This is a genomic window from Micromonospora arborensis (assembly GCF_003205615.1).
Lineage (GTDB): Bacteria > Actinomycetota > Actinomycetes > Mycobacteriales > Micromonosporaceae > Micromonospora > Micromonospora arborensis.
On record NZ_PYBV01000044.1, the window covers coordinates 1 to 25,861 of the forward strand.

Here is a 25,861-nt window from a genome sequence, read left to right on the forward strand (position 1 = left end):
GGTCAGCCCGTCGATGCTGGTGCCAGCGTCGAGGTCGGCTTGCTTGACCCAGTCACGCACCGCGGTCTCGGTCAGGTCGAAATCCTGGCTGACCTGCCGAAGAGTGCGATCACCGCGCTGACACAACTCGACGATCTCGGCCTTGAACTCCGGCGTGAACGAACGCCGAGGCCGCGGCCGCTTCTTCCCCATGCTCTCCATGATGATGGACATCCTCCCGGAGACCCCAGGTCCCCTGATCTCGGATGTCCGTCAAAACGGGGCAGGCCCAGGCCCGACTTGGCCCGACGCAACGGACAGCCGGGCCTGGCCCGGTTGATCCCGCTCGCCAGCGGTGCGATGCACTCGATGGCCGCCACCGGTGAACAGAAAATCATGCCGAGAGTGGCACCTCGGTAACAGCTCATTCTGTCAGCAATCGCCGCCAACGACGCCCGACCGCCGATCGGGCACGCCCTCATCTGTAGCCGATGCCAGGCGCTCCCCGACGCCGAAGCATCATGATCGTCAGCCGTGCATGATCCAGGATCGTCGATCTGATGCTCTGCGGGGGCGTTGCCGGTCGTAGTAGGCCCGGTGCCCGGCGAGGCTTTCAACGCTGCGAACGCCTGAGTTATCAACGCGTCGATGAGCCGGAGGACCAGGGCGTCAACCAGCTGTCCCTGCCCTGGGGACAGATGCTCGCGTACCTGGTGGGTGCGGTCGTGGTCGGGCTCACCGCCTCGATCGCCCCGGCCCGGCACGGCGCGCGGCTCGATGTCCTCGCGGCCATCAACCACGTCTGATCGCACGCACCCGTACGCCGAAGGCGCCCTCCGGTCCGAGGAGGGCGCCTTCGGTTTGCGAGGCACTCGGGTTCTCAGCCAGGCCCGGCTCCGGGGGACCGAACCCGGGTCGTCGAGGGGCGGCTCACTCCTCCAGGCGGTTGCCCCAGACCCATGCGGCGATGCCGACCCGGTTGCGGACGTCCAGCTTGCGCTGGACGTTGGCGACATGGGTCTTGGCCGTACCGGCCGAGATGAAGAGCTCGGCCCCGATCTCCGCGTTGGTCATCCCCTTGGCGACCAGCCGGGCGATCTCCGTCTCCCGGTCGGTCAGGGCGTCCACCGGCTGCGCGGTCCTGGGCCGGCCGGCGTCCCGGTGGTGCTGCAACAGACTGACGGTGAGCGATGGGCTGATCAGCGTGTCGCCCGCCATTGCTGCCCGCACCGCCTCCACAAGCAACGTCGGCCCCGAGCGCTTCAACAGGAAGCCGCAGGCGCCGTTGCGCAGTGCGGTGTGGACGTACTCGTCGAGTTCGAAGGTCGTCACCACCACCACCCGCATCGGAGGCTCGGCGCCGGGCCCAGCGAGCCGCCGGGTGACCTCCAGGCCGTCCATGCGCGGCATGCGGATGTCAGCGAGCACGACATCCGGGTTCAATGCCGCGGCGAGCTCGACGGCCTGCAGGCCGTCAGAAGCCTCACCGATCACCTCCATGTCGGGCTGGGAATCCAGGATGAGGCGGAACCCAATCCGTACGGACTCCTGGTCGTCGGCGAGGAGTATGCGGATGGTCATGATCGGTACCGTAGTGCGAATTCGCGCCGTTCAGCCACCGGGACCGCATGCGAATTTATACGTCGTTCAGGACGCGCGCCCCGCACTGGTGGTCGCTTCGCCATCGACACGGACAGCCGGATTTTCCAGGCCGTCTCGCCCAGCTCCGACGTCTCGATGGCCGACCTGGCGATGAACCCTGCTCACCGGGGCGACACTGGTGCTCCCGGGCACCCACCACGCACCGGCGGGCGAGAAACTGGCCGCGCTGGTCGACGGTCACGGCGTCAACCACCTGCAGATCACCGCGGGTGTGCTCGCCACGGTGCCGCGCACCGGACTGAGCGGATCCTGCGGATCGGTGAGGTCAACAACAACTGGTCCCTCACCTCACCACCGGATACGTACCGGAGGTATTAGACGGGGACACCCTGCTGGTCGTCGCCACCCGCGACGAGGGCGACCCGGCGGGGAAGACCGCGCGGTCCGTCGCGAAACTTCAGCGCTTCGCCACGGGTGGGTCGAGGTTGAGGGGATCGACTGCGAGCACTGCCAGCTCCTGCGGGCCGGGCCGGTCGCCGAGGTCGGCCGCGCCCTTCAGCAGAGGCTCACCGGCCTCGGGGACTGAGCGGGCTGTCCCGCTGTCCGGCCCGGCCGTGCGGCTCTGCCGATCGGCAGATGTGCCGGACGGCCCGGCCCGGAATGCTGACCTGCGAGTTCAATCCAAGGAGGACGCGTCATGAATCAGGCGGCCGAGCCTATGTCATTACGGACGACGGACGTTGCACCACGTCCGGTGCGGGGGCAATTCAACCGGACGGCCCTGATCGGCTACGCGGCCTTTCTCGCGCTTCTGCTGTACGGGCTGGCCCACACCTACTGGGCTCTCGGCGCGGACGGCTTTCCGTTCGGTGCCGACGACGCCAACCCTGAATACTCGGCCTTCCAGCACGTCGGCCGCGACCGACTGGCACCGTGGATCGCGGGCGGGTTCCTGGGTAGCGCCGCGGTCGCGCTCCTCCTGGCGATGCCGGGCCGGCGGCGGATCCCCACCTCCGTGCTGATGGGTGCCTCCGTGTTCTCGGCGGCCGCAGTGCTCTGCACGCTCGCAGACTTCCGGCTCCTCGGCAATCTCGCCTATGTCTTCATGCTGAAGTTCAGCGCGATCAACTGGACCGTGATCAACCAGCTGTTCGCGGTGGTCTCGGTGAGCCTCATGGTCGCGTCGGCGGTCGTCTACCAGCGCCGCACGTCCGGTGCCTGCACCCGCTGCGGGCGTACCGATGCGGGCGCAGGCTGGACCTCGCCCGAGGCCGCCGCCCGCTGGGGCAAGAGGGCCGCGTACACGGCGGTCGTCGTTCCCCTGCTGTACGCCAGCACCCGGTGGGCCTGGGCCCTGGGCTTCCCGCTCGGCATCTCCGACGAGCTGTGGGAGGCGGGCAAGAAGGACCACCTCTGGATCGCCGGTGCCGCGCTCGCCACCATGGGGGCGCTCGGCTCGCTGCTCACCCTGGGCCTGGTGCAGCGCTGGGGCGAGGTCTACCCCCGCTGGATGGTCGGCCTCAGGGGCCGGCGGGTGCCCATTTCGCTGGCCGTCGTCCCGGCCACACTGGTCTCCATCATGGTGACGATCGCCGGGGTCATGTACATCCGGCTGCACTTCCAGGGCGCCTTCGACAACCAGAAGGACGACTGGGGCGCCACGGTCCCGGAGATGGTCTGGCCTGTGTGGGGCATCGCCCTGGCGGCCGCCACACTCGCCTATTACTTCCGGCGGCGCGGCGTGTGCAAGCGCTGCACCCGCCGCTGAGAAACAACAAGGGCCCGGATCCAGGGGACTGTTTCCGGGCCCTCGTGGTCGGCGGGAAGGGTCAGGTCGCCCGGTGGAAGCTGCGGATCGCCAGCGGCGCGGTGACGAGGACGAACACCAGGCAGCAGGCGAGCGTCGCCAGGATCGTGCCCACAGACTCCGGCGTACCAAGGGGTCCAGGCCGGTGGTCGGCTGTGCCCTTCCCTCGGTACCGGATATGCCCAACCCCGGGCCGCCGGGTCGATCAGAACTCTGAAGGTGGCGTTGTAGGACCCCGGGAGAACTGGCGTGCTCAGCCCAGTGGCAGGAGCGCGGTGACCCGCCAGCCGTGCTCCCCGTGGACGCCGAATTCCAGGGTTCCCCCGAGCGCCCGGGCGCGTTCGGCGAGCCCTTCCAGGCCGGTGGCCCCGTGTCGCCCCCGGTCGCCGAAGTGCCCGCCGCCGGCCTCGCTGACGGAGGGGGAGCCGTTGGTCACGGATACGGTGAGCACCGGCTCCGGGCGCTCCGGGCCGGACGCCACGGACACGGTCACCCACGGCGTGGTGGCGGCATGCCGGCGTACGTTGGTCAGCGCCTCCACCACCACCCGGTGCGCGGTGCTCGCCACCTCGCGGGGAACCCGGCCGAACTGCTCGGGCGACCGGTCGATGTGCAGACGCACTTCGGCACGGCCACCCGCCCGGAACCGGTCGACGACGTCCACGATGTCCTCCAGGCCGTACGTCCTCGGCTGTGGCTTGTCCGCGGCGCCCCGGCCGCCCGGGGTCGTTCCGTTGGGGGACCTGAGCATGTGGACGGTGCGGTCCAAGGAGCCGAGGGCCTGGCGACCGGAGGCCTCGATCTGCTGCAGGAGGGGTAGCACCTTCTCCGGCTGATCCGCGCCGATCACCTGTGCCGCCTGGGCCAGCACGACGATGCCCGACACGTCGTGGGCCACGAAGTCGTGCAGATCGCCCGCCAGCTGGAGGCGCTGGCTGCGACGGGCCTCGTACACCGCCCGGATCCTGCGGACCTCCAGGGCGCGCAGGCCGCCGCCCGTGGCGGCCGCAGCGATGGCGCCGAGCGCGAAGAACGCGCTCTGCGCGGCGATCTCCATCGCGGTCGGGGGGATCTGGAGCCGCAGGAGTGCCATCGACGCCAGAACCCCGAGCACGGTGCAGAGCACGACGGCCTGCCGGATCTCGGCGTACCGGGCGACCAGACAGACCAGCAGCAGTAGCGCGGTGATCTCCACCAGGGTGGCCACCCCGGTCGCCTTCTCCGGTGCCGGAGGGTCGCCGAACAGGGTGCCGAGGGCGGAGCTCACGGCCACCCCGACGGCAGCCGCAAGGACGACCCGGTCCCGGGCGTGCAAGGAGGCGACGGCGAGAGCGCCCAGCACCGCGACCATCATGGGCAGGACCGCCCGCCAGCCCGCCGCGGGACCCGCCAGCAAACCGGCCGGCACCACGCAGAACGCCAGGACCGCGCAGACCGGACCGACCGCACGCCCCCGGAGGCGGCTCTGGATGCCGCTCCCGGTTATCGTCGCCATTTCCGGGACTCTAATACTCGAGCAGGAGATCCGTTTCAGGGTTCGGTGAGTGCTTGCCGGGCGTAGTGGCTGGTCTTGGCGGGGCTCTGTTGCATCGTCAGTCGGGGCCGGGGCAGAGTTGACGGGTGACGCAATCACGCCATCGTCGTCCGTGGTCGCCGCCCAGGTCCGCGTTCGCAGGGTTCGGTTCCCGGCGGAGGTGATCGTGGTCGCGGTCCGCTGGTACCTACGGTTCAATCTGTCCTACCGAGATGTGGAGGACCTGCTGGTTGAACGTGGTATCGAGGTCGACCACGTCACGATCTTCCGATGGTCCAGCGGTTCACCCCGCTGCTGGCCGACGCCGCCAGGTTCACCCGTCACTCACCGGGCGACCGGTGGTTGGTCGACGAGACCTATGTGAGGGTCAACGGCGTATGGCGGTACGTCGTCAACGCGATCCTGTACGTGGTCAGGACGGGGATCGCCTGGGAGTACCTGCCGCACGGCCCTTCCAATTCATCCCGACAGATCCGTGGCGCCTTCGAGCTCTGCGAAGAGGAGATGCTCCGCACCGTCCAGGGTCAGATGGGCGCTCATCTTGACGCCCGGCATGCGCCTGGTGCTCGACCCGATGCGCCACTGCCACCTGACCAGCCCCTGGGCATCGGCGGTCGCCGCACCCAGTCCTCTCGCGTGGCTGGTGCGCCCGCTGGGATAGACGATTCGCAGATTGCAGGGAGCATTGGCGCGGGGGGAGGCGAGCACACGGCAGTGCCCGCCGATCCACGGGGTGCCGATGGCTGCGACGTCCAGCACGAAGATGTTCAACGTGTCGCAGATCGTGGACAACGACTTCCCCCACGCCCGGACCTCCGGGCTGCTGATACTCGCGAAGTGCAGTCCGACCGCCGTGAAGGTGTTCCGGTCCAGCCACAACGCCCCCGAGTCGCCGTGATCGCCGAGCACCCCCTGAGGCAATGCGAAGTCGTCGGGAACGACCGAGAACTCGATGCCGTCCGTGCCGTCGATGGTGCCGCCGGTGACTCCGGTCCGCAGCCCGGACTTGAGCACCTTGAGACCGACGACGTGCGGTTTGCTACCGGATGCCGGCAGTGGCAGCCCTTCGATGTCGGTGGACACGTTCCGGTTGCGACTGCCGTCCTGCTCGCCGATCGAACTCACGGCGGCATCCAGACCCTGGTCCCAGCGCAGCAGGCGGCCAAGGAAGTTGTTCGGCGGCTCCGGATCGGGCGCAACCGGGTCGGGTTGGATGATCGGATCCATCGCGACCGGCGGATCAGCGACCGCCACGTGCCAGTTCGTCAACGCCATAGGCCGCAGCGTGCCCCGTTCGAACACGATGGCCCCAAGCGTCCCCGGGTCTCCGGTGCCGGGACCTCCGACCTTGAGGTTTCCGACGTTGATGCCGCCGAGGACAGGATCGTGCCGAGAGTGCCGGACACCCACATTCGGTACGGGATTGCTCTCGATGACGTCGACCGGCACCCCCTCGATCTCGTCGGGGAGTTGCTCCGACGGGGTGAGGCTGCTGTCCGGCATCTTGCGGTTGACGTGAACGCGGATCGCCAGCCGGTCCGAAGGGCGCTTGCGTTTGAACTCGAAGCCGATGTCGACAGAACGGACGTTCGGGAATGACATCAGCTGCTTTCGGTGCCGACGCATGAACCTGAGCAACTGGTCCTGTTCTCGCGAGGTGATCTCGTGCATGACGGCCCCCTCTCGGTGACCCCGCTCGTCGCTCCATTCCCAACCTGGGCCGGGCCATGCCGCAGGACGGACCGCCGACCACACCCGCGCCGGCCGCTGACCCGGTCTGGTGCTCGCTTAGGTGTGTTTGCGGGTGGCGGTTCTTCGACTCACCTAGATCGATGATCGAGCGGGGACGGAATCGAGCGGGGAGCGACGGTTGAGATGGTGGCGGGTTCGGCCGCGGCTTCGGAGTGTCGGTGACTCGACTGGGTCGGCAGTACCGCCAGCGCGATCAGTGCGCCGAGTAGGCCCGTCGCGGCGAAGCCCCAGGCTGGCGCGGTGGCATCGATCACCGCCCCGGCCAGCGGAGCACCGAGCGCCACCCCCACCACCATCGCCGAACCGTGCAAGCCCATCACCTCACCCCGTACGCTCGCCGGCACCAGCCGGCTCACCGCGTCGGCGGTGGCCGCCACGGTCGGCGCGGTGAAGGCTCCAGACGGGAGCAGCATCAGGGCCAGCAGCCACCACTGGCCGCTGCCCAGGCCGATCGGAATGGTGACCAGACCGAGGACCAGGGTGAGGATCAGCGACGGCACCGGACGGGACAGCGCGCCGTAGGTGAAGCCGCCGATCAAGGAGCACGATGCCCAGAGCGCCAGCACCACACCGGTCCAGTCGACCTGGCCAGCGTCGCGCAGCACCGCCACCACCGACACATCGATGCCGGCGATCACCAGCGTGCCCGCCGCGCCACCGGCGAGCAGCCCGATCAGCCGTGGGGTCAGCCACTGCCGGCGGGGCAGTGCCCGTGCCGGCGTCGTCGCCTCGTCACGCGCCCGGGTCGGCGGGTTCAGCACCAGCAGGGTGAGTCCGGCCAGCACGATCCCTGCGCCGACGGCATACATGGTCAGGGTGGGCGAGACACTGGTGGCCAGGGCCACCGCCCCGGCCGGCCCGATGATGAAGCTGAGTTCGACCGACATCGAGTCCAGCGCGTACGCCTGACGGCGCTCAGTCGGCGGGACCAGCGCGGCGATCGACTGCCGGACCACGGAGAAGACCGGGAGGGTGAGCAGCCCGGCGGCGAACGCGGCGCCGAGCAGCACCGGGTACGGCAGGACCGGCGCCGTTGCCCAGAACAGCGCCGAGACCGCTGTGGTCAGCAGCAGCATCGGCCGCAGGCCACGCCGGTCGACCAGCCGGCCGAGCAGTGGTGCGCCGAGCGCCGAACCGAGCGTCATGGCGGCCCCGACCAGCCCGGCGGCGAAGAAGCCGCGGCCCAGATCGAGGACGTGCAGCGTCATCACCACGGCGGTGGCCGCCACTGGCACCCGGGCCAGGATCGCGACCAGCAGCAGGGGCCGCAACCCTGGCAGCGCGAGCGCGTCCCGGTACGGCTTCGCACTCAACACGGTCCGCACCTCACGGGCTGCCCTGGCCCAAGACGAGTAGTTCCTAGATTCGGCTTCGGCCGGGTTGCCGTGGGTAACGTGTGACCTGTCACCGGTCGAAGGCGATCCAGTAGCGCCGCACTGGACCGTGCTCGGTGTCGCGGATGCCCTCGAGGACGCCGCCGTTGTGTTCGATCGTCCGGGCCGACGCGATGTTGTCGGCCAGGCAAGGGATGAGGACGCGATCCAGGCCCAGGACGACGCGAGCCTCCGTGAGCATCTCGCCGAGTGCCCAACTCGCCAGTCCTCGGCGGCGCGCGGACGGCCGGACGCCGTAGCCGATCTGGCCGATCTCGTCGTCGAGCTTGTGGCGGAGGGCGATTCCCCCGAGTACCTGGCCATGCTCGACGATCCACCGGGGTGAGCCGTGCTGTTCTTCCGGGCACGGGTCGCCGGCCGGATGGGCCATTCGGACCCGCTCGCGCACCCAAGCAGCGAAGCCTTCGGGCGAGTCCACGTCGTCGTCGACCCCCAGGCCGAAGCCGTCCTCGTGGAGGCCAGGGCCCCAGTCGTCGCGGCAATCCAAGAACGCGGCGTGCAGGCGGACAGTCGGCAGAATCAACTCGGGCATGCGGTCACGGTATTCAAGGCCGGACCGCTGAACGAGCCGCTTCTTACCAGCATTGATCATCCCTAGAAGGCGATTCAGCTCCATAAAGTCCACGTGCTTCGACAGCTACCAGAAGGTGCAGTGCCGGCCTACGGGGCAATGTCAGCCCGGTCAAGGACGCAACCCAGATGAGGAGCACCAGGAACTCCGTAAGCCCCACGGGCGGCAATTGTGTGACTTGCGTCATATTTGAGCTGGCGTTTGATGCGAGTTCTTCCTCCGCGGGCCGGCCGCTGTCGGGGTGCGTTTCGTACCGAAGCAGATCGGGCTAGTGCTGTGACCACTAACGTTCACCGGGTTGTCGGTGGTGTTGTGGTTCCTCGCCCGGACGTTGTCGGAGCGAGCGACTCCCCACCGGTAGTGGGGCGGGCCTCAGCCGGCCAATGAGCGGAAACCTGATCATGCCGGCAGTGAAGCGCTTGCTCCTCACGCGGCGTCATGTCACATAGTTGGTGGCGTGGATGAGCACCTGACCGTGGGGCGTGTGGCGGAGTTGGCCGGCGTCAGTGTCCGCACACTGCATCACTATGACGAGATCGGCCTCCTGGAGCCGTCCACGCGGACCGCGGCTGGGCACCGGGCCTACTCCGCGGACGACGTGGAGCGACTCCGGGAGGTGCTCGCCTACCGGCGGCTCGGCTTTGGATTGCGGGAGATCGCGGATCTGGTTGACGATCCGGCCACTGACGCAGTCGCGCACCTGTGTCGGCTGCGCGGCCTGCTGATGGACCAGCGCGACCGCGCTGCTGCCATGGTGACGGCCATAGACAGGGAACTGGAGGCACGAGCGATGGGGATCAGGACGACGCCAGAGGAGCAACTGCAGGTGTTCGGCCCGCAGTTGTACGACGTCATCGGATCCGCTTACCCAGCGACGCGGCGCACCGACCCACGGATCGCCGCGCACATCTGGGATGCGCTGGGGGACGCACGAACGGTACTGAACGTCGGGGCCGGCACCGGCTCCTACGAACCCCCCGACCGTGACGTCACAGCGGTGGAGCCGTCGGCGGTCATGCGGGCGCAGCGTCCCCCGGGCGCGGCACCGTGCGTGGCCGCCGCTGCGGAGAGTCTGCCGTTCGAGGACCAGTCCTTCGACGCCGCGATGGCGGTCAGCACCGTCCATCACTGGCCGGACCCAGTCGCCGGACTGCGTGAGATGAAGCGTGTGGCCCGTCGCGTGGTGGTGTTCACGTACGACGCCGACGACACCGGCTGGCGTCAGCGGTTTTGGCTCACCCGCGACTATCTGCCTGAGTTCGCAGACCTCCTCGTCGGCTGGCCGTCCCTGGCCGACCTGACCCATGCGATCGGAGGACGTGCGGAGCCGGTGCTCGTTCCGTGGGACTGTGATGACGGCTTCTTCGAGGCGCACTGGCGTCGGCCTGAGGCGTACCTGGACGAACATGTACGCCGCGCGGTTTCGGTATGGACCAGAGTCGGACCGCAGGCTGAGCAACGGGCAGTCAGCACACTTCGCGAAGACCTCTCCTCAGGCCGGTGGGCCGAGCGCAACCGCGATCTCGTCGCCCTCGACACGGCAGAGCTCGGCCTCCGCCTGCTCGTAGCCTGATCCACTGTGCGCGAGAACCCCGCTGAGGGCAACGCACGGGCCTCGCATCAGATGCATGGTCGGCGCGGGCGGCCGGGGTGGTTCCGGTATGCGGTCGTCCCAAGGCCGAGCCCGACAATCGCGGCAGACCTTCCGGGAAGCCGGGACACCTCGTGCCCGCCGGGTCAGAGAACCATCGTCATCGTCTCCGCAAAAAGGCGTAGACGATCCTGCTGGAGGCGAATTCCGAGACGTTGACGAGGTCCCAGCCGAACTGGCCCAGGACCTCGGCGGCAGCAAGCGCCTCGCTGATCTGGTCGCCGCCCAGGCCGTGCTGAGATACCACGGCCAGCAGGCGATAGGGGTACGTCCGAAGATCGGCCTTGCCCTGCAGAATCGCACGGGCGGTGACGGTGCGGGTTCGGGTGATGTGCTCCGGGCTCTCTGCGGCGGGCATACCCGGCACCATAGTGGCTCGTCGCTCGGGCAGTCTGCCAGCTCAACAGCCGGTATGTTCGAGAAGTGTCTGCGTTGGCCGGTGTTTGTTGTCGTGCCGTGGCGCTCGTTGCGGTGCTCGCCACTGCCGCCTGTGACGGTGCCTCGGCTCCGGTGGGTGCGCCGAGGACAGGGGCGGCCACGAGCAGCGTTGCCTCCACCGTGCCCACCGCCTCGGCCGGCCCCATCTACCGCGCTCAAGACCTGGACCTGTGTAAACGTACTGATCTTCGGCCGTTGGCGGACCTGTCCCTGACGGTGGCCCGCACCGATCCGACGCCACCGCTGGGGCGCCCGGGTGTGGCGTGTCTGTTCGAGTTGCGGACGAAGGACGGGCATGAGGCGAATCTGCGGGTGGAGGCGTCGACGCCGGTCAGCGCGGAGGAGGCTCGGTTGCTCTATCGGTCTACGGGGCAGGTGACGGTGATGACTCCGGTCGGCGTCATCGCCGGTGTGGGCGACGAGGCCGAGGCCTTCACCAGGCGCTCCGAGCCCGGCTTCAAGTACGCCGAGTACATGGTCCACGCGCGCATGGGCAACCTGGTGGTGAAGGTCTGGTTGGCCGTCGGTGGTGCCTCGTACGTCGCCACCGAAACGCTCGCGCCGAAGGCGCTGACGGTCCTCAGGGCGACGCAGGCGGCCGTACCGACGGTGTGATGTGTCCGTGGGTCATCCTCGGACGGCCTCGGGCCACCGTCCACCGGGTAGCTTCGAGTGGTCGCCGACCTGCGTGGCGATGTCTCGGAATCAGCGAGAGCAGTACCGGCCACTCGGTCACTCCGTCGTCCAACGGTCGTGGTGGATCACCGACGACACCGGACGTCGCTGGCGCCAGCCGTGCCGCTCCAGGTCCGGTGTCTGCTCCAGATGGGTGACCGGGCCGAGGCAGAGCCACGCCACCGGACGGACGGTGGCCGGGATGCCGAGCAGGTCGCGCAGGAACGGCTCTCGGTAGAACGAGACCCAACCGACTCCGAGTTGCTCGGCGGTCGCGGCCAGCCACAGGTTCTGGATCGCCAGACAGACCGAGTAGAGGCCGGCGTCGGCGATCGCGTGACGGCCGAGCACGGCCGGTCCGCCCCGCTCCGGGTTGTACGTGACCACGACCGACAACGTCGACTCGCGTACGCCATCGATTTTGATCCGGGCGAAGCGTTCCGCCGCCGCACCGTCGAGAGTGGCCGCGAAGGTGTCCCGTTCCCGCTCCACGTGCCGATGGAACTCCTGCCGCAGCTCAGGATCGCGGACCAGGATGAAGTCCCACGGCTGGGAGAGACCGACGCTCGGCGCGGCGTGCGCCGCCGTGAGAATCCGGTCCAACGTCTCGTCGGGGATCGGCGCCCCGGTGAACTGGGCCCGTACGTCCCGGCGGCGACGGATGGTCTCGTAGAGTCCGGTGTTCAAGACAGGCTCCCGCTGCGCTCGTGCCCCTGACGGAGCCGATGACGCGAGGCCGGCCTTCGGGCTCCCGGTTCTACGCTGGTCACCCGCCTTCCCAGCCCTTCAGGGTCAGTGACTGTGTCTGGTACGCGTGGGTGGCAGCTCCCAGGGGCCGCCGCGGGACCGTGCCGGACTCACGCGGCTTCCCGATTCTCCCCACTCGCGGGGCACCTCGCAACGTTTGTGCGTCGTTTCGCTACGCCGGACGGCACATTGGGACGCCATGCCAATGCCCTCAAGCCTGTCTAGGCGGCGGCGACCGAGCCGCCGCCCTTGAACGCTTCGCCGAGTTCGTGCAGGCGTGGGGCAAAATTGCGTCCGGGCGACGGGCTTGGCGGTGGTGCGGGGCGCTTCGGTGACCAGCTGGTCAGCGTCGTAAACGCGGAGGGTGGTGTCGGCGGCTTCGACGGTCAGACGACCGAGATCCCCCGAGTACCTCGACCCCGTACGCCAGGCAGCAGGGGCTATGCGGACAGTCGCCCCAGCCATTCCGTCAGGAGTTGCTGTTCGGCGCCGCTGAGGGCGTTCTGGCTGGGTAGGGCGGCGCGCAGGGCGCGAGCGGCGCCCGCCAGGCCCTCTTCCTGCACGGCCGGTTCCTGACTGGTGACGGCGGTGATCATGGCTTCGCGCAGCGCGACCAGGAGGGCGGGGTCTCGCTCGGCGTCGGGCAGGGACAGCCAGGTCAGGACGGCGCCACGGGCGGTGGCGTGGATGATCTGGGCGGCGAGGTTCTCGTCGACGCGTAGTCGGCCCGCGACGGCCAGGCGGCGGATGCGGTCCATGAGCAGTCCGAGGCCGAGCCGGAAAGCGATGGTGGACCGGGCGGGTTCGCCGTACATGAGCGCGTACAAAGCGGGGTTGGCCAGTCCGAACTCGACTGCGGTGTCCCAGCGGACGCGTAGTTCCGTGATCGGGTCCTGAGGGTCGGGGTCGATGTGCTTGGCGGCCAGGAACCGGGTGAACCCGTATTCGGCCACCGCGTCGAGCAGGGCCTCCTTGTCGCCGAACAGCCGGTACAGGGCCGGCGCCTGCAGTCCAGCGGCCTCGGCGACCGCGCGGGTGGTGACCGCGTCGCGGCCCCCGCGCTCCAGCAGGTCGATTGCGACGTCCATGATCCGCCGGCGCGTCTGCTCGCGCGCGTTGCCGTCGGGCTTCGCGGCAGACGGTAGGGGGTTCGGGTCACCAGGCACTTATCAAGGATAACCCGCATTCGATACCGAAGATATTATCAGTGTTAACACAGTCACGTTTACGTCGCTAGTATCAGTGATACCGTGGTAGCGATTCCATCGGAAACACTAGTGAGGGAGCGTCACCATGGCCGACCGTCTGCGCATCATCGGGGTGGAAGAGACCGTCGTGGTACCCGCCGTCTATGAGGCGTACCAGCGAGCCGGATCGCCGCGGATCCCCGCCCGCGGCTTTGGGGACAACCCGATCGCGACGAACCTGCGCGAGGTCGGCGAGCGGCGGCTGGCCCACATGGACGACCAGGGCATCGACGTCGCGGTGCTGTCCCTGTCCTCGCCCGGCGTCCAGGACCTGCCGCAGGCCGACGCGATCGCAGTGGCGCGTGAGGCCAACGACCAACTCGCGGAGATCGTCGCCGCGCACCCAGACCGGTTCCAGGCGTTCGCCGCGATCCCCACCCAGTCGCCCGGCGCGGCCGCGGCCGAACTGGAGCGCGCGGTGGTCCAGCTGGGCTTCCCCGGCGCCATGCTCTACGGCCGCACCGGGGACAAGCTGGCCGACCACCCGGACAACGACCAGCTGTACGCCGCCGCCGAGCGGCTCCGGGTGCCGCTGCACTTCCACCCGCAGATGCCGGTCCAGCCGGTCGTCGACGCCTACTACTCGAACATCGGCCCGATCGGCACTCCGCTGGCCGGGGCGGCGATCGGCTGGTACTACGACCTGGGCGTGCAGTACCTGCGGATGATCTTCTCGGGTGTCTTCGACCGGTTCCCCGACCTGCAGGTGATCGCCGGACACTGGGGCGAGGTTGTTCTGTTCTACCTCGACCACACCGGCTTCTTCGCCGCGGCCGGCGACCTTCAGCGGCCACTGGCGGACTACTTCACGCAGAACTTCTGGGTTGCCGGCAGCGGCACCAACAGCCCCCGCTACCTGCGCTGGACCGCCGAGATCATGGGCACCGACCGAATGCTCTACTCCACCGACTACCCCTTCACCTACGGCTTCCGCCCCGGCGGCTTCCCCTACGTCGACACCAGCAACGGTGCTGCCCGCTCGTTCCTGGAAAACGCGCCCTTCGACGACGACCAGAAAGCCGACATCGCCCACCGCAACTGGGAACGCCTCACCGCCCGCGCAGCCAAGCCGACAGTGGTCTGACCCATCACGTCGGCCGGCCGGAATCGTGAACAGGCCCTGGCCACCGCCATCATGGCCAGGGCGAGACGCCTGCGGGCTGGAGTGCCGCATCGACGGATTCGTCTGTGGAGGGTCACCGGCCAGGCGGGCGATGCGGCCAGCCCCTAAGCTGGCGGCGTGCCCGATCCTGACGTGACACTCGCCGAGCTCCTCGACCGCGGCTCTCTGGCCGAGGAAACGCGGTGAACTGCGTACCGGAGGACAACGTTGTATCGGTCATGGCACGTGAGGCCGAGCGCCGGATGCGGCGAGCGGGCTGGTGACGCGATGACGGGGACTGCGCCGCCAGCCGAGGACCAGCCGGTCGGTTGGCTCACCGGGTCCGGCCAGTGGAGCGGGATCGGCTCCGCGCTGAACTGGATCGGCGACCGGGTGGCCGTGGTAGGCCCCGATCCGGGCGGGGTGGTCGCGGCGATGGCGGCCGGAGTCCCGGCCGAGCCCGGCGTCGTGACGGTGATCGGCCTGCTCGACGACCGCGACGACGCGTGGTCGGTGGTGGAGGCGGTCCTGCCCATCGCGGTGCCGCCCGGCAGCCGGGGCCGGCTCGCTGTCGCCGACGCGGGCGCCCCCGAGGTCGGTCCGGCCCTCCGGCTCGCCCGGGAGCTGACAGCGACCATCATCGCGCCTCGCACCGACGTGCTCCTGGTGCCCGGCGGCTCACTGTTCGCCGTGGACGGTTGGCTGCGCTACGACGCGTCGGGCGGGTCCGACCCGGCCGGTCGCCGTACGCCCCGACCGGAGTGGGAGGCGCGGGTCGAGGAGCTGCGCGTACCCGAGGGAATCGGGAACGGGCTGTCCCTGCTACCCATTCCGGCGGGCGTTTGGCTCTTCCCGCAGGAGCCCGGCACGCCGGCACCGGACTTGGACGACCCCGCCTACGGCATACCCCTCGACGCCGAGCGCCCGGTCCTGCTGATCGGCCGGCCCGGCCAACCGGACGTGTCCGAGGAGGTCATCCGAGCGGTGGTACGGGCGCTGCCGGGTCCGCTGCTGGCACCGTACGGGTCGGTGGCCAGCACGATCGACGCGGCGACCAGCCTGGCGCGCGAGGACGGGAGGCCGATAATCGTCACTACCGGCGTGCCCGTGCTGACGGACGACGCGCAGCTGGTTAGCCGGGCCTTCGACGGGCCGGACGCGGGCCGGTGGGAGCCGCTGGCGACCCGCCTGACCGTCCCGCCCGCCGGCCCGGCCCGGCCGACCGGGCCGGTCCAGGGTCTCGACGGCTACCCGCGCATCGACGAGCGTACGTTCCGGCTCAACGAGCACTGGGTGGCCGAGGTGACCCAGTCCGGCCTGTGGGTCCGGCCGCCGCAGCTGGAGGCGGGCGCGGACGTCGTTCGGGCCATCCCGTGGGATCCGTCGACGTTGCGGATCTTCGTCGGCGTACCTGGCGAGCCGCCGGGACACGAGCTACTGCCGCTGCTGGGCGCGCTCGTCGGTCGGATGCCGGCCGAGACCCGTCGGCGCGTGGAGTTGGCGCCGGAGCCGTTCGCGATCGCGGCGTCGGCGAGCGTCATCGGCGACGATGACGGCGGTTCGGATTCCGCCGTCGGCGCGACGGGCGGGGCCGGCACCGGCATCCAGCGACCGTTGAGGCTGCGCGGGCTGCCACCGTACGCCGTCGACGGTGACCAAGGCGTTGGCCCAGGACGTGCTCATCGTCGCCGCCGCGCCCACCGAGTCCGCGACGATACCGACGCCCTCCGAGGGTGCCGGCACTCCAGGCGCGTTGCTCCTGGTGGGCGGGATCGGCGCGGACGGCAAGCTGGCTGAGGCGTACCAGGACTCCACGGTGGACGTGGTCGCTCCCGGTGTCGACGTCGAGAGCCTCGGCATCAACGGGAGCGGCACGGTGAACATGAGCGGCTCGCAGTACGCGGTCGCCTTCGTCGCCGGCCAGGCGAGCCTGGTCCGATCCGCCTATCCCACGCTCAACGCGGCCCAGGTCAAGCACCGCATCGAGGCGACCGCCGAGCGGATGGGCGCCGCGCCACCGGACCACCAGTACGGCTGGGGAATGATCAAGCCGGCCGCAGCCGTGAGCGCCACGGTCGAGGGCGAGGCGAGTGCCACGGCGACCGGCGGGAGCGGCGGCGGTGGCCTGGCGCGTACGGTGGCGATCGTCGTCGTGGTGTTCATCCTGCTCGCCGCGATCGCGCTGCTTCTGCTGCGGGCCCGGCGCTGGGCCAGGGGAAGCGATCTCGCCGCGGGCGAACTGGAGGAGTCCGGCCCGCCGCCGGGATCGGCACGGGACGAGACGGCCTCGCAGCGGCAGACGGGCGACGATGCCGCTGAACCGGCGGTAGGTGGGCAACGCCGGTGAGCCGGCGGGTAGGTGGGCAACGCCGGTGAACCGGCGGTAGGTAGGCAACGCCGGTAGCCGGCGGCGCACCGGAAGAGCCGGTGACGTGGATGTGTCGGGGCCCCGAGGGGCACCGCCTCCGCGTCACCGGCTCTCGTTTTCCGTCCCGCATCACCGGCTGCTCCGGCCTGGATGCCCGCAAGGCGAGGCGCGAGCCGGCCTGGATGCCCGCAAGGCGAGGCGCGAGCCGGCCTGGATGCCCGCATCGCGAGGCAGTCGCGAGTCAGGACGGCGAAACCCAGCGGCTTCGAACCGGCACAGATGGTGTGCGAGCAGTCGGTGCGCGCGACGCCCTGCGGCTGGCTCTCTTACCAACCAGGTCCGGGCCCTGCGGGCTACCGGCACGGCGAGGAATCGGCATGGAAATGGCCGGGCGAGGATCGGTTCCGATCCTCGCCCGGCCGTGTCGTCGTGCTTCAGGAGCGCGTCACCACTCCGACTTCTCCATCAGCGCCCATTCGTGGTCGTCGTTGTCCTGGCACGGGGTGAGCGCCAGGCGGACCTCCTTGGACTGGCCCGCCCCGGGTACGTCGAGACAGAAGCCGCTGACGGCGTTGCGGAGTCGGTAGTACTCGAAGCCGCCCGAAACGAACCTGGGTTCGAGCTGGAAGTACTGGTTGTCTTTGTCGTAGCAGACGGTCTCACCGAGCGGGGTGCTGCTGGCCACGGTGCCGGTGCCGGGCGGGTCGAGGCAGAAGTTGTCGTCCATGTTGCGGATCCAGTAAAGCTGGTGCCCGTCCTGGCCGGTGGCTCGCGGTATGAAGACGAACTCCTGGTTGTCCGTGGTGGTCTTGGCGCACGGGTACTGGTTCACCGGTCCGTCGACCTTCCCGCCATAGAATCCGGGAAGGTCGACGCAGAGCTTGGTCGCGTTGTTGTAGATGAAGTACGGACCGTAGGTGCCGTGCGCATCCTTGGCCATGACGGCGGGCTGGTTGCTGCGGGCCGGTGGCTTGGTGCTCTGCACCGTTGGCTTCGTGACCGTCGGGGAGGGTGTCGGCGAGGTGCCCGGGGCTGTGCGGGTCGCTGGTGCGGTCGGCGACGGCGTTCCGGCCGCGGGCTTGGCGGTGAGGCGGGTGTCGAGCGCGTAGTAGGAGGTGTAGGACGCGACGTCCCGGAGGAACGTCTGGGTGGCGGCGTCCGGGGTGCCACCGCTCTGGCGAACGGCGTCGGGCCCGATCCGGAACGCGGTGAGCGCGAGGAGATAGGGGTCGCCCTGGAGGGCAGAGAACTCCTTGACCATCTCGCAGAGGGCGGTACCGACCGCCGGAATGGCGACGGCGGGGTCCCAGGCCGAGGCGTTCGGTGGGCCGTAGCGCTGCCAGAGGTCGGCGCGGAACTGGGCGATGCCCTGCTCGCTCTTCGGCCCCAACCTGTTGGGGTTGAACTGGGAGGCGGCCATGAGGACCGCCGCGACGGCGGACGGCGGCACCTGTGCGCAGACCTTGCCCGCGGCGAGCAGGGGCTGGACGTACGTGCCGGGGAGGGGTTTGACGGCGGCCGGTGCTCCGGTCGGGTTGAACTGGGCGCGCGTGCTCGCGTCACCGAACTGCGGCAACGTGGCGTAGTAGGTGGCGTACGCGTTGGCCTTGTCGACGTAGTCGCTGGCGGACTGTGGGATCCCACCGGCGTCCCGTACGGCCTCCAACCCCGCGCGGAACGCGGCGAGGGAGAGCCCCCACTGGTCTCCGGGGACCTTCGCCAGCCGTAGCTGCCCGCTGAGGTCACACACCTGGTGGGCGAGCGCGAGGATGTTGGCTGAGGTGTCCGTGCGGCGCGCCTGCGGCCACGGGGTCCACTTCTTCCAGTCGTCGTCGTCGAGCCCCGCGATGCCCCGACCGCCGGACACGGTGCCGGCCGCGGCGGTGTCGAGGCCGGACTCGGCCATCAGCTGGCCGGAGAGACGGGCGGGGGTCAACATCGGACAGGAGCGGGCAGCCGTGGCGATCATCGTCATCTGGTCGTCCGAGATGGAACGCCCGGTGAGATCGTTGCTGTTGGCCGCCACCGAGATGCCCCAGCCGATGCTGGCGACGACGGCGGAGAGGACCGCGAGGCTCGCGATGACGGTGCCCACGGCGCGGCGCCCCAGCCAGCCGAGCTGCTGGCCGCGCCGGTTGCGGAGTTGGCCGAGCCACCGGCTCGGGCTCCAGGACGAGGAGGTTCGCACAGTGTTCGTACCCTTCTTCGCATCGGGATCGCCGTCACGACGAATGCCGGCCCGACCGCGTTCAACGCGCTGAAGAACTTCTCCGGCGTCCGGAGTACGGGGGCACCGGGCGCCCCTTTTCCAGGACGCCACGCCCGGGGCGCGGGTGGCCCTCCGGTCGGCGGTGCCGGGGACGCCGGCCGCCGGATGAGGGACTGGTGGTCGGCTCCGGCCGACTGCCAGGCTGATTCTCGCTGTGGTGGCCCGGAAGGGGAGGACAGTGGTGGGATGCCTGCGCCGCGGATCGGAGCGCCGGTGCGGAGCGTCGGTGGCGACCCGGCCTGACCGGCGCACGGCCCGGGCCTGCTCCCGGTGACCGCCACCGCAAATTTTCCGGGCATCCGGGAAAATCCCTCCCGTACCGCTCATGGTTTCGGCGGCGAGATTGAGAAGACCGGGCCTCGCCGTTCGTTGGGAGGGCATGCAGACGAGCGGACCGAGATGAACAACGGTACGGGCACCGTCGCCGGCGGGCTGCCGGGCCTACCGGCGAAGACCACGGGTGCCGAGCGGGCGGAGTATCGGCGCCTCGACGGCCTGTTCGACATCTGGCTACGGGTCGGGGCCGACGGTCGGCTGTCCGGTGCTCAGGGCCGGGGTGCACCCCTGGACGCCACCGCGATAGCCGACCTCGTCCAACGTGGCGGCGGGGCGGGGGACGACGTACGGGTGATGATGGACGGTGCGGCCGAGCACCGGGAGGTGTTCGCCGAACTCGCCGGGATACTCGGCCGGGACGTGCACATCGCCCCCGCCCGGAGCCAGCTCCGCTACCGCCACGGTACGCATCGGGAAGCGGCGCTCGTCGACACCGTGACCGGCCGGCCGGTCGACTGGCTCGTCATCCAGCCGCCGGCCATGGCGACCGACCTACCCGGCTGGTACGAGGCCGCCGGTGGACTGCTCCGGCCGCGGACCGGCGTCGTCACGGCACCGCTGCCGGGCGGGATCACGTTGGCGACCCGCGCGGACTTCGTGGCCCGGCGCGCCGCCGCAGCCGACCTGGCGGCGGGCCACCCGGAGCTGACCACCATCGGTGCCGCCGTCCGCGGTGGCGGGTTCGTGCTCGGCGACTACGGCGGTTCGTACCAGGTTGTCGGCGGACGACGGCTCGCCGCCGCCCTCTCCGAGATGCCGCTGTACGGCGCCGAGGTGCGGATGTGGATACGGTGGCCGTTCGACGGGGACGAGCAGGCGCTGCTACACGGGAACCTTGCCGCGTTCGCTGAGAACACCGGCGCGATCGTCTGGGCGCCGGAGCGCAACGCGCTGACCGAGATCCTGGAGAGCTGCCACGACCTCAGCGCCGCCGACCGGGCCGGTGGACCGGCGGCGTGGCGGGCGTACCTGCCGCCGGCCGCCGGATCCTCTCGCTTCGAGTCCGACCTGGACGGTCGGTTGTCCCCGGTCGGGAAGCGGATCGTCGGCAGCTATCCGGGCGTACCGCTGGTCACCGTCGCGCCGGAGCGCGAACGTGCGATGACCGCCCGCTACGTAGGGCTGCGGGCCCGGCACGGGCTGTTCCACCTCGACCTGACGGTCCTCGCCGACGGACGGTGGGCGGCACAGCACGCCGGCGGCGTCCCGCACGCGCTCGGACCTCGGGTGCTACACCGGATGCTGCGGGCCGCCGGCTGGCAGGGCGAGGATCTCGTGCTGCTCGCTGGCTACCCGGGGTCCGCCGCGTCGAGGTTGCGCGACTACGGCACCCAGCTCACCAGCGGGCTCCGCGCGCAGGTCTGGATCCTGCCGCCGGACGCCGACGTCGAGAGCCTGGACGGTGCGGCGCGCGCGGTGGATCGAGACGGCCGGCCGGTCGACTGGCAGCGGCTGGACCCGGGCGAGCCGCAGCGGCGCTGGCGCAGCGAGAACGGCGTGCTGGTCGCCATTGACCGTTCCGCGCGGCCTTCTGCGGTTGCCGGACGTGCCCCGGAACGGCCGCTGGACCCGGGCCGTCCGGCCCGGCCATCGGCGCGACCCGGCCTTCCGCCGCAGCCCCCTACACCCGCGACTTCGAGCCCGGTGCCGAGTCGTCCGGCGGTGTCCCGTACGCCCGCCGGCCCCGACCTTCCGGTTGGTGCGACGCCTCCGCTGGTCACGGCCCGGCGCGGGCTGCGACACGGCATCGACTGGCTCGCCGCGCGGCCGGAGGTCAACGAGGAGCCGGTCGATCTCTATGTGGTGTGCGGGTGCCCGCAGGCTGAGGCCGTCGAGCGTGGCGTGCCCACGCCGCACCTGTTCCTCGTCGGTACGCTCCGGCCGCCCGCCCCCGGCACGCTCGCCGCCGGTGAACACCTGCTCCGCGTACGGGTCGAGCCGGGTGGCGCGGTGGACACGTCATCGATCAACGTGCACGAACCGCCGGTGGTTCAGGCCCTGCTCGCCAACCCGGAGAAAGCGTATCTGCTGCCCGGCGGCCTGCTGGGCCGGACGAGGTTGGTCGCGAGCTACGACGTCGCCGCGTCGGGGCACTTCACGGCCCGCGCCACCCCGCCCACCGGACCCGCGCTCGCGCTGCGCTGCTCGGGTGCGGAACACGGCATCGAAGGGCTGCCGAGCGACGTCTCGCGGTGGCCCTGGGAGCACGACGCGACCGCGTACGCGCTGCTGCCCGGCCCGAAGGTCGCCTCGTCGAACGGCGCTCTGGTGCTGTTGCGTCGGCGACCGAGGGTCCGCCCGGGCCACCGCCTGCTGGAGTTGCGCGTGCCATGGCGGCGCGCGGTCGACGTGCGCGCGACCGCACTCCAGATAGCCGGCCTGGCGCCGGTCCGTTCCGCCGCCGCCGCGCTGATCGAGGCCAAGGTGGAACTGCTGTTGCCCGGCGGCGAATACGAGCGGGTCGACGTCGTGCGGGTCCTGACCGCGGGGCGGCTGGGCTGGCGCGCGGTCGGCGACGCGTCGGCGCGGACGCTGGCCGAGTTGCTCGCCGACGGCGCAGACCGGACCAACCGGCCAAAGCGTCCGAGTCTGCCTGCGGCATCCGGGACCCAACCTGGGTCCGACTGAGCCTTTCGGCTCAGGAGTTCCGGGGTGGAGCGTCAGTAGCGTCCGTTGCGAAACGAAGCGCTTTTCCACGCCGGAAAGGGAAATGGCGATGACCAGCGACGTGTGCGTAGCCGACCGGTCCGACCGGAAAGCCCACCTCGAGCGCCGTATGCGGGAGGTCTTCCAGGCGAACGCCCAACCGCTGTACTACTTTCTGCTCCGGCTGACGCGCGGGCAGGCCGGAACGGCGGAGGACCTGTTGCAGGAGACGATGCTGCGGGCCTGGCGCAAGCTGGCGGAATTGCCGGACGACGCGTCGACGATCCGCCGGTGGCTGTTCATCGTGGCCCGGCACCTCGCGATCGACCTGGCCCGCTCCCGCCAGGTGAGGTCGGAGATCTCCGGGGTGGACGTCAGCTGGGCCAGCTCGCCGGACGACACGTTCGAGACGCTTTCCGACCGGCTCGCCCTGCACACGGTTCTGCGCAAGTTGACCCCCGAGCATCGGACCGTGCTGGTCGAACTCTACTACCGTGACGCGTCGGTGGCGGAGGTGGCGGCGCGGATCGGCATCCCGGAGGGCACCGTACGCTCGCGTTCCTTCTACGCGCTGCGCGTGGCGCGCGGGATCCTCGCCGAGGCCGACGCACGGTCATAAGGCGTCGTTCTACGACACGGCGGGTACGCGGAGCGACCAGATGACAGCCGCCACCGCCACGGGTGACAGCCAGGCCAGCCCATTCGCGACGGCGCGTACGGCACCCAGCAGGTCGGCGGGCTCGAAGTGGCCGTAGACGAGGCAGCCCCGGACGGGCGCGCACAGCTTCGCGGCTATCGCGTGGTGCTCGGTCACGTCCGTCATCGCGATCACCAGCGAACGCCGGGCGAGGCAGTCCACGAGATCCGTGCTGTCGGGCGCGGGAACCCGGTCGTCGAGCAGCGTCACGGTCGGCCGTAGCTGGCGAGCCAGGGCCAGCGCCTCGCCGCCGTCACCGGTGCCTGCCACCACCCGTACCCGATCGTCGGTGTCGAGCACGGCACGGATGGCCGCCCGCTCGGTCGGCCTCGGATGCGCGAGCAACACACTGATCGCGGGGGTGGCCGGAACAAACGGATGTCCCTGGTCGCTGCGCTTGCTCGTCATTACGACGGCCCGCCGTTCATGCGTGTGCCATCCGGTGCCGTTCCCGTCCTGTTGAAACCGTTGACGGTCAACACAACGGCAGCCGGAGTCCGCGCGTTCAATCGATTGGTCGGTCCTCGTCGGTGTACGGCCCGTCGCCACGGGCGGCGTCGTCCGTGGGTGTGTGCCGCCGAACCCGGGCGTCCATCGCCGGAACCCGGACGGCTACTGCCGGCCCGACCAGCGCAGAACCGCCTCCGTCCGGTTGGTGACCCGCAGCTTGGTGAAGATGTGATGCAGGTGGTTCTTGACCGTCTTCTCCGTCAGCAGCAGGCGCCGGCCGATCGCGGCGTTCGAGTGGCCGGCGCACAGCAGCTCGATGACGTCCTGTTCCCGACGGGTCAGGCCGAACCCCTGCCGCACCAGGTGTAGCTGGTCGGCTTGACCGGCCTGGTCCCGCTCGCGGGCCGCCTGGTCCCGCAGGGCGGCGATGGTGACCGAGGCGCCCCGGGACGACAGCCAGCCCTGACCGGACGCCACCGCGCGGATCGCGCGGACCAACTCGGGCGGGTCGAACTCGCCGTGAACGAGGTAGCCGCTGGCGCCGCCGCGCAGCATCGCGGCGATGAGTTCGTCGGCGGTGTCGCTGGTCAGGACGAGCGCGGCGGTGTGTTCGGAGAGCTGGGTGACGACGCTCAGCCCGTCGGCGATCGGCATGCGATGGTCGAGCAGGGTCACGTTCGGGCGCAGCCGTCGTGCCATGGTCACGGCGGTCCGTCCGTCGGGGGCCTCGCCGACCACCCGCACGTCCTCGATACCGGCGAGGTAGCCGCGAATGGCAACCCGGACGATGGGGTTGTCGTCGACGATCAGGACGTCGATCACGGGTAGACCGCCTGTCCGTAGCGACTGGCCGCCACAGTGGCCGTCAGCGGCACCCGGACCACGAGCCTGGTGCCGGCACCGGCGGTCGAGTCGACGCGCAGGGTGCCACCGACGGCCTGGGCACGCTCGGTCATCCCGATGATCCCGAAGTTGCCGGAGGCGGAGAGTTCGGTCAACTCACCAGGCACCGTGAACCCCGAGCCGTTGTCCCGAATGGTGAGTTCCACCTGCCCATCCGGCTGGTTGAGGTCGACCCGTACCAGGCTGGCACCTGCGTGCCGAGCCACGTTCTGCAGCGCCTCGTTCAGGATCTGGGTGAGTTCGTACCGGACCGCCACCGGCGGGTTGACCGCTGTGGCCGTGACCCGCACCGGAATGCCGGCGCTGCTCGACCAGGCTTCGCAGATGCCCTGGACGACGCCCGGGAACGGTTGGTCCGGCGCGTCCCGGCGCAGCCCGGCAAGCAGCTCGCGGGCCTCGCGTACGGCGATGTTCGCCCCCTCCGAGACGGTGGCGGCGAGTTGTTCGGCCAGGTCCGGCTGCCGGCGCAGCAGGGACGGCAACGCGACCGCGGCGAAGGAGACCCCGCGCAGCGTCTTTGCCACCGAGTCGTGCAGCTCCCGGGCCAGCCGGGTACGTTCCGACGCGGCCGTCGAGTGCTGCACGGCGGTCACCGCCGCCACCGACGTGTCGATGTATCTCGCCAGCGCAGCGGTCACGACGGCGGCGGCGATCCCGGTGACGATGTCGATCATCGGAAAGGCGAGCATGAACGGGGCCGCGATGGACATGGCGGCTTCCCTGCCGCCGGCCCGGAGCAGCTCCGTGGCCACGGCCAGGCCGAGCCCCGCATCGGCGATCCACAGCGGCAGCCCGCGTACGCCGAGCAACGCGCCGGCGAGCGCGGCGTGCCCGGCCGCGTAGCAGAAGTAGGCGACCCCACCACGGCTGAGCAGCAGCACTCCGATCATCGGTATGGCGTCGACGGCGATGACGCACAACCGCCACCGGATCGCCGTTGGCCACCGGCTCAACACCGTGAGCTGGACTATCGTGGTCCCGGCGATGACGGCCAGCGATCCGAGACTCTGCCAGAAGTCGTCGGCCAGCCCCATTCCGACACCGACCGCGGCGAACGTCAGGGTGAGCCGCCCGAGCAGCAACGCCCGGGACACGGCGGCGTACGCGACAAACCAGCTCATCGATCGACCGATCAGCTGACGGTGACTTTGTCGATGTCGGGGCAGTCTCCCTCGTCGTTGTAGAAGGTGATCGCGGTGCGCCCAGCGGGGATCGGGGCGACGAAGGAGAAGGTCTTCGGCTGTTTCCAGTCGGTGCCGCTGGTGCTGAAGGTGCTGGGTGCCGCGTTGTTGATGGCTACCTTCACCCGCCGGTTGCCGTCGATTTCGTAGGTGACGGTGACGGTTCGGGTGCCGGCCACGTTGGTGTCGAGGTAGACGGTGACCCTGCCGAGGTAGCGTACGCGGGCTCCGCCGTCGCAGGTGTCGCACGAGACGGGGAGGGCACCCTCGCTGAGGGTGTTGGCGGGGTTCTCGGCCTGGACGGTGACCGGCGTGAAACGGACCGGCGGGTTCGCCTTGGGTGTGGTCCCCGGCGGGCTCGGTGCGACCCTCCCTGATCCCGGGGTACCACGATCCGGTGTCGCGATCGTCGGCGCGCCGCCCACTGTCGCGCTCGGTCCGACGTGGGGGGAGGGGCCGCCGGTCGGCGGCGTCGAGGTGGCCGGGCCGGTAGCGGTGGGCGGGGCGGTGGC

The 25,861-nt window shown here is 70.2% G+C and carries 22 protein-coding genes, 1 pseudogene and 1 riboswitch; of the genes and pseudogenes, 9 read left to right on the plus strand and 14 right to left on the minus strand.

The features are described from left to right. Together C7C45_RS28160 and C7C45_RS28170 are read right to left on the minus strand one after the other, a co-directional pair. Positions 1-192 (minus strand): helix-turn-helix domain-containing protein (locus tag C7C45_RS28160; protein ID WP_167454856.1); only part of this gene is annotated, 192 nt, incomplete at its 3' end. 717 nt (positions 193-909) lie between these two features. Next, on the minus strand, positions 910-1,560 hold the full coding sequence (locus C7C45_RS28170) for a response regulator (protein ID WP_110567079.1): 651 nt from the start codon (positions 1,558-1,560) through the stop codon (positions 910-912). 718 nt (positions 1,561-2,278) lie between these two features. Here C7C45_RS28170 and C7C45_RS28175 point away from each other — a divergent pair. After that, a complete protein-coding gene (locus tag C7C45_RS28175; protein WP_208641387.1) occupies positions 2,279-3,349 on the plus strand; it encodes a hypothetical protein in 1,071 nt (356 codons plus the stop codon). A gap of 292 nt (positions 3,350-3,641) precedes the next feature. Here C7C45_RS28175 and C7C45_RS28185 read toward each other — a convergent pair whose 3' ends face one another. Continuing rightward, the gene (locus tag C7C45_RS28185; RefSeq protein WP_110567084.1) at positions 3,642-4,883 is read right to left on the minus strand and encodes a sensor histidine kinase; all 1,242 of its coding nucleotides are present in this window, start codon (positions 4,881-4,883) and stop codon (positions 3,642-3,644) included. A gap of 125 nt (positions 4,884-5,008) precedes the next feature. On the opposite strand from C7C45_RS28185, the pseudogene C7C45_RS35910 reads away from it, so the two are divergent. After that, positions 5,009-5,196: pseudogene (locus tag C7C45_RS35910) on the plus strand (hypothetical protein); the annotation flags it as partial. Between the two features lie 185 nt (positions 5,197-5,381). Here the strand turns inward: C7C45_RS35910 and C7C45_RS34250 are convergent. From C7C45_RS34250 to C7C45_RS28200, 3 genes are all read right to left on the minus strand, one after another. Then, the gene (locus C7C45_RS34250; protein ID WP_208641409.1) at positions 5,382-6,524 is read right to left on the minus strand and encodes a chymotrypsin family serine protease; all 1,143 of its coding nucleotides are present in this window, start codon (positions 6,522-6,524) and stop codon (positions 5,382-5,384) included. 218 nt (positions 6,525-6,742) lie between these two features. After that, positions 6,743-7,987, minus strand: coding sequence for an MFS transporter (locus C7C45_RS28195; protein WP_208641405.1), 1,245 nt, complete (start codon positions 7,985-7,987; stop codon positions 6,743-6,745). A 91-nt stretch (positions 7,988-8,078) separates the two neighbouring features. Continuing rightward, positions 8,079-8,684: a GNAT family N-acetyltransferase gene (locus C7C45_RS28200; protein ID WP_244200608.1), complete on the minus strand. Its 606-nt coding sequence runs from the start codon at positions 8,682-8,684 to the stop codon at positions 8,079-8,081. A gap of 412 nt (positions 8,685-9,096) precedes the next feature. On the opposite strand from C7C45_RS28200, the gene C7C45_RS28205 reads away from it, so the two are divergent. Then, positions 9,097-10,212, plus strand: a complete 1,116-nt coding sequence (locus tag C7C45_RS28205; protein ID WP_110567091.1) for a MerR family transcriptional regulator — start codon at positions 9,097-9,099, stop codon at positions 10,210-10,212. A gap of 178 nt (positions 10,213-10,390) precedes the next feature. Here C7C45_RS28205 and C7C45_RS28210 read toward each other — a convergent pair whose 3' ends face one another. Beyond that, positions 10,391-10,648: a transcriptional regulator gene (locus tag C7C45_RS28210; protein ID WP_110567153.1), complete on the minus strand. Its 258-nt coding sequence runs from the start codon at positions 10,646-10,648 to the stop codon at positions 10,391-10,393. A 65-nt stretch (positions 10,649-10,713) separates the two neighbouring features. Between C7C45_RS28210 and C7C45_RS28215 the strand changes: the two genes are divergently transcribed. Beyond that, a complete protein-coding gene (locus C7C45_RS28215; protein WP_244200609.1) occupies positions 10,714-11,343 on the plus strand; it encodes a hypothetical protein in 630 nt (209 codons plus the stop codon). 117 nt (positions 11,344-11,460) lie between these two features. Here the strand turns inward: C7C45_RS28215 and bluB are convergent, their stop codons facing one another. Both bluB and C7C45_RS28225 read right to left on the minus strand, forming a co-directional pair. Continuing rightward, entirely contained in the window at positions 11,461-12,090 is a 630-nt protein-coding gene (gene bluB / locus C7C45_RS28220; RefSeq protein ID WP_110567094.1) for a 5,6-dimethylbenzimidazole synthase, read from the minus strand. Between the two features lie 30 nt (positions 12,091-12,120). Continuing rightward, positions 12,121-12,316, minus strand: a riboswitch (cobalamin riboswitch). Positions 12,317-12,590: 274 nt separating this feature from the next. After that, on the minus strand, positions 12,591-13,316 hold the full coding sequence (locus tag C7C45_RS28225; protein ID WP_208641391.1) for a TetR/AcrR family transcriptional regulator: 726 nt from the start codon (positions 13,314-13,316) through the stop codon (positions 12,591-12,593). A gap of 127 nt (positions 13,317-13,443) precedes the next feature. Between C7C45_RS28225 and C7C45_RS28230 the strand changes: the two genes are divergently transcribed. From C7C45_RS28230 to C7C45_RS28235, 3 genes are all read left to right on the plus strand, one after another. Further along, positions 13,444-14,481 (plus strand): amidohydrolase family protein, encoded by a 1,038-nt coding sequence (locus C7C45_RS28230; protein WP_110567097.1) that lies wholly within the window; start codon positions 13,444-13,446, stop codon positions 14,479-14,481. Positions 14,482-14,787: 306 nt separating this feature from the next. Next, positions 14,788-16,296 (plus strand): hypothetical protein, encoded by a 1,509-nt coding sequence (locus tag C7C45_RS35235; RefSeq protein ID WP_244200610.1) that lies wholly within the window; start codon positions 14,788-14,790, stop codon positions 16,294-16,296. Continuing rightward, positions 16,214-16,846: a S8 family serine peptidase gene (locus tag C7C45_RS28235; protein WP_244200612.1), complete on the plus strand. Its 633-nt coding sequence runs from the start codon at positions 16,214-16,216 to the stop codon at positions 16,844-16,846. The genes C7C45_RS35235 and C7C45_RS28235 overlap by 83 nt, the downstream gene beginning before the upstream one ends. Before the next feature lie 466 nt (positions 16,847-17,312). On the opposite strand, the gene C7C45_RS28240 is transcribed toward C7C45_RS28235, so the two are convergent. Beyond that, positions 17,313-19,055, minus strand: a complete 1,743-nt coding sequence (locus tag C7C45_RS28240) for an RICIN domain-containing protein (protein ID WP_167454857.1) — start codon at positions 19,053-19,055, stop codon at positions 17,313-17,315. A 480-nt stretch (positions 19,056-19,535) separates the two neighbouring features. Here C7C45_RS28240 and C7C45_RS28245 point away from each other — a divergent pair, with 480 nt between their 5' ends. Continuing rightward, on the plus strand, positions 19,536-22,100 hold the full coding sequence (locus tag C7C45_RS28245; RefSeq protein WP_110567104.1) for a hypothetical protein: 2,565 nt from the start codon (positions 19,536-19,538) through the stop codon (positions 22,098-22,100). Positions 22,101-22,188: 88 nt separating this feature from the next. After that, positions 22,189-22,737: a sigma-70 family RNA polymerase sigma factor gene (locus C7C45_RS28250; RefSeq protein WP_167454858.1), complete on the plus strand. Its 549-nt coding sequence runs from the start codon at positions 22,189-22,191 to the stop codon at positions 22,735-22,737. 9 nt (positions 22,738-22,746) lie between these two features. On the opposite strand, the gene C7C45_RS28255 is transcribed toward C7C45_RS28250, so the two are convergent. From C7C45_RS28255 to C7C45_RS28270, 4 genes are all read right to left on the minus strand, one after another. Continuing rightward, entirely contained in the window at positions 22,747-23,223 is a 477-nt protein-coding gene (locus C7C45_RS28255; protein WP_110567109.1) for a helix-turn-helix domain-containing protein, read from the minus strand. Between the two features lie 204 nt (positions 23,224-23,427). After that, the gene (locus tag C7C45_RS28260; protein WP_110567111.1) at positions 23,428-24,087 is read right to left on the minus strand and encodes a response regulator; all 660 of its coding nucleotides are present in this window, start codon (positions 24,085-24,087) and stop codon (positions 23,428-23,430) included. Continuing rightward, on the minus strand, positions 24,084-25,289 hold the full coding sequence (locus tag C7C45_RS28265; RefSeq protein WP_110567113.1) for a sensor histidine kinase: 1,206 nt from the start codon (positions 25,287-25,289) through the stop codon (positions 24,084-24,086). The genes C7C45_RS28260 and C7C45_RS28265 overlap by 4 nt, the downstream gene beginning before the upstream one ends. 11 nt (positions 25,290-25,300) lie before the next feature. Then, positions 25,301-25,861: carbohydrate-binding protein (locus tag C7C45_RS28270; protein WP_482805346.1), on the minus strand; the 561-nt coding region annotated here is incomplete at its 5' end.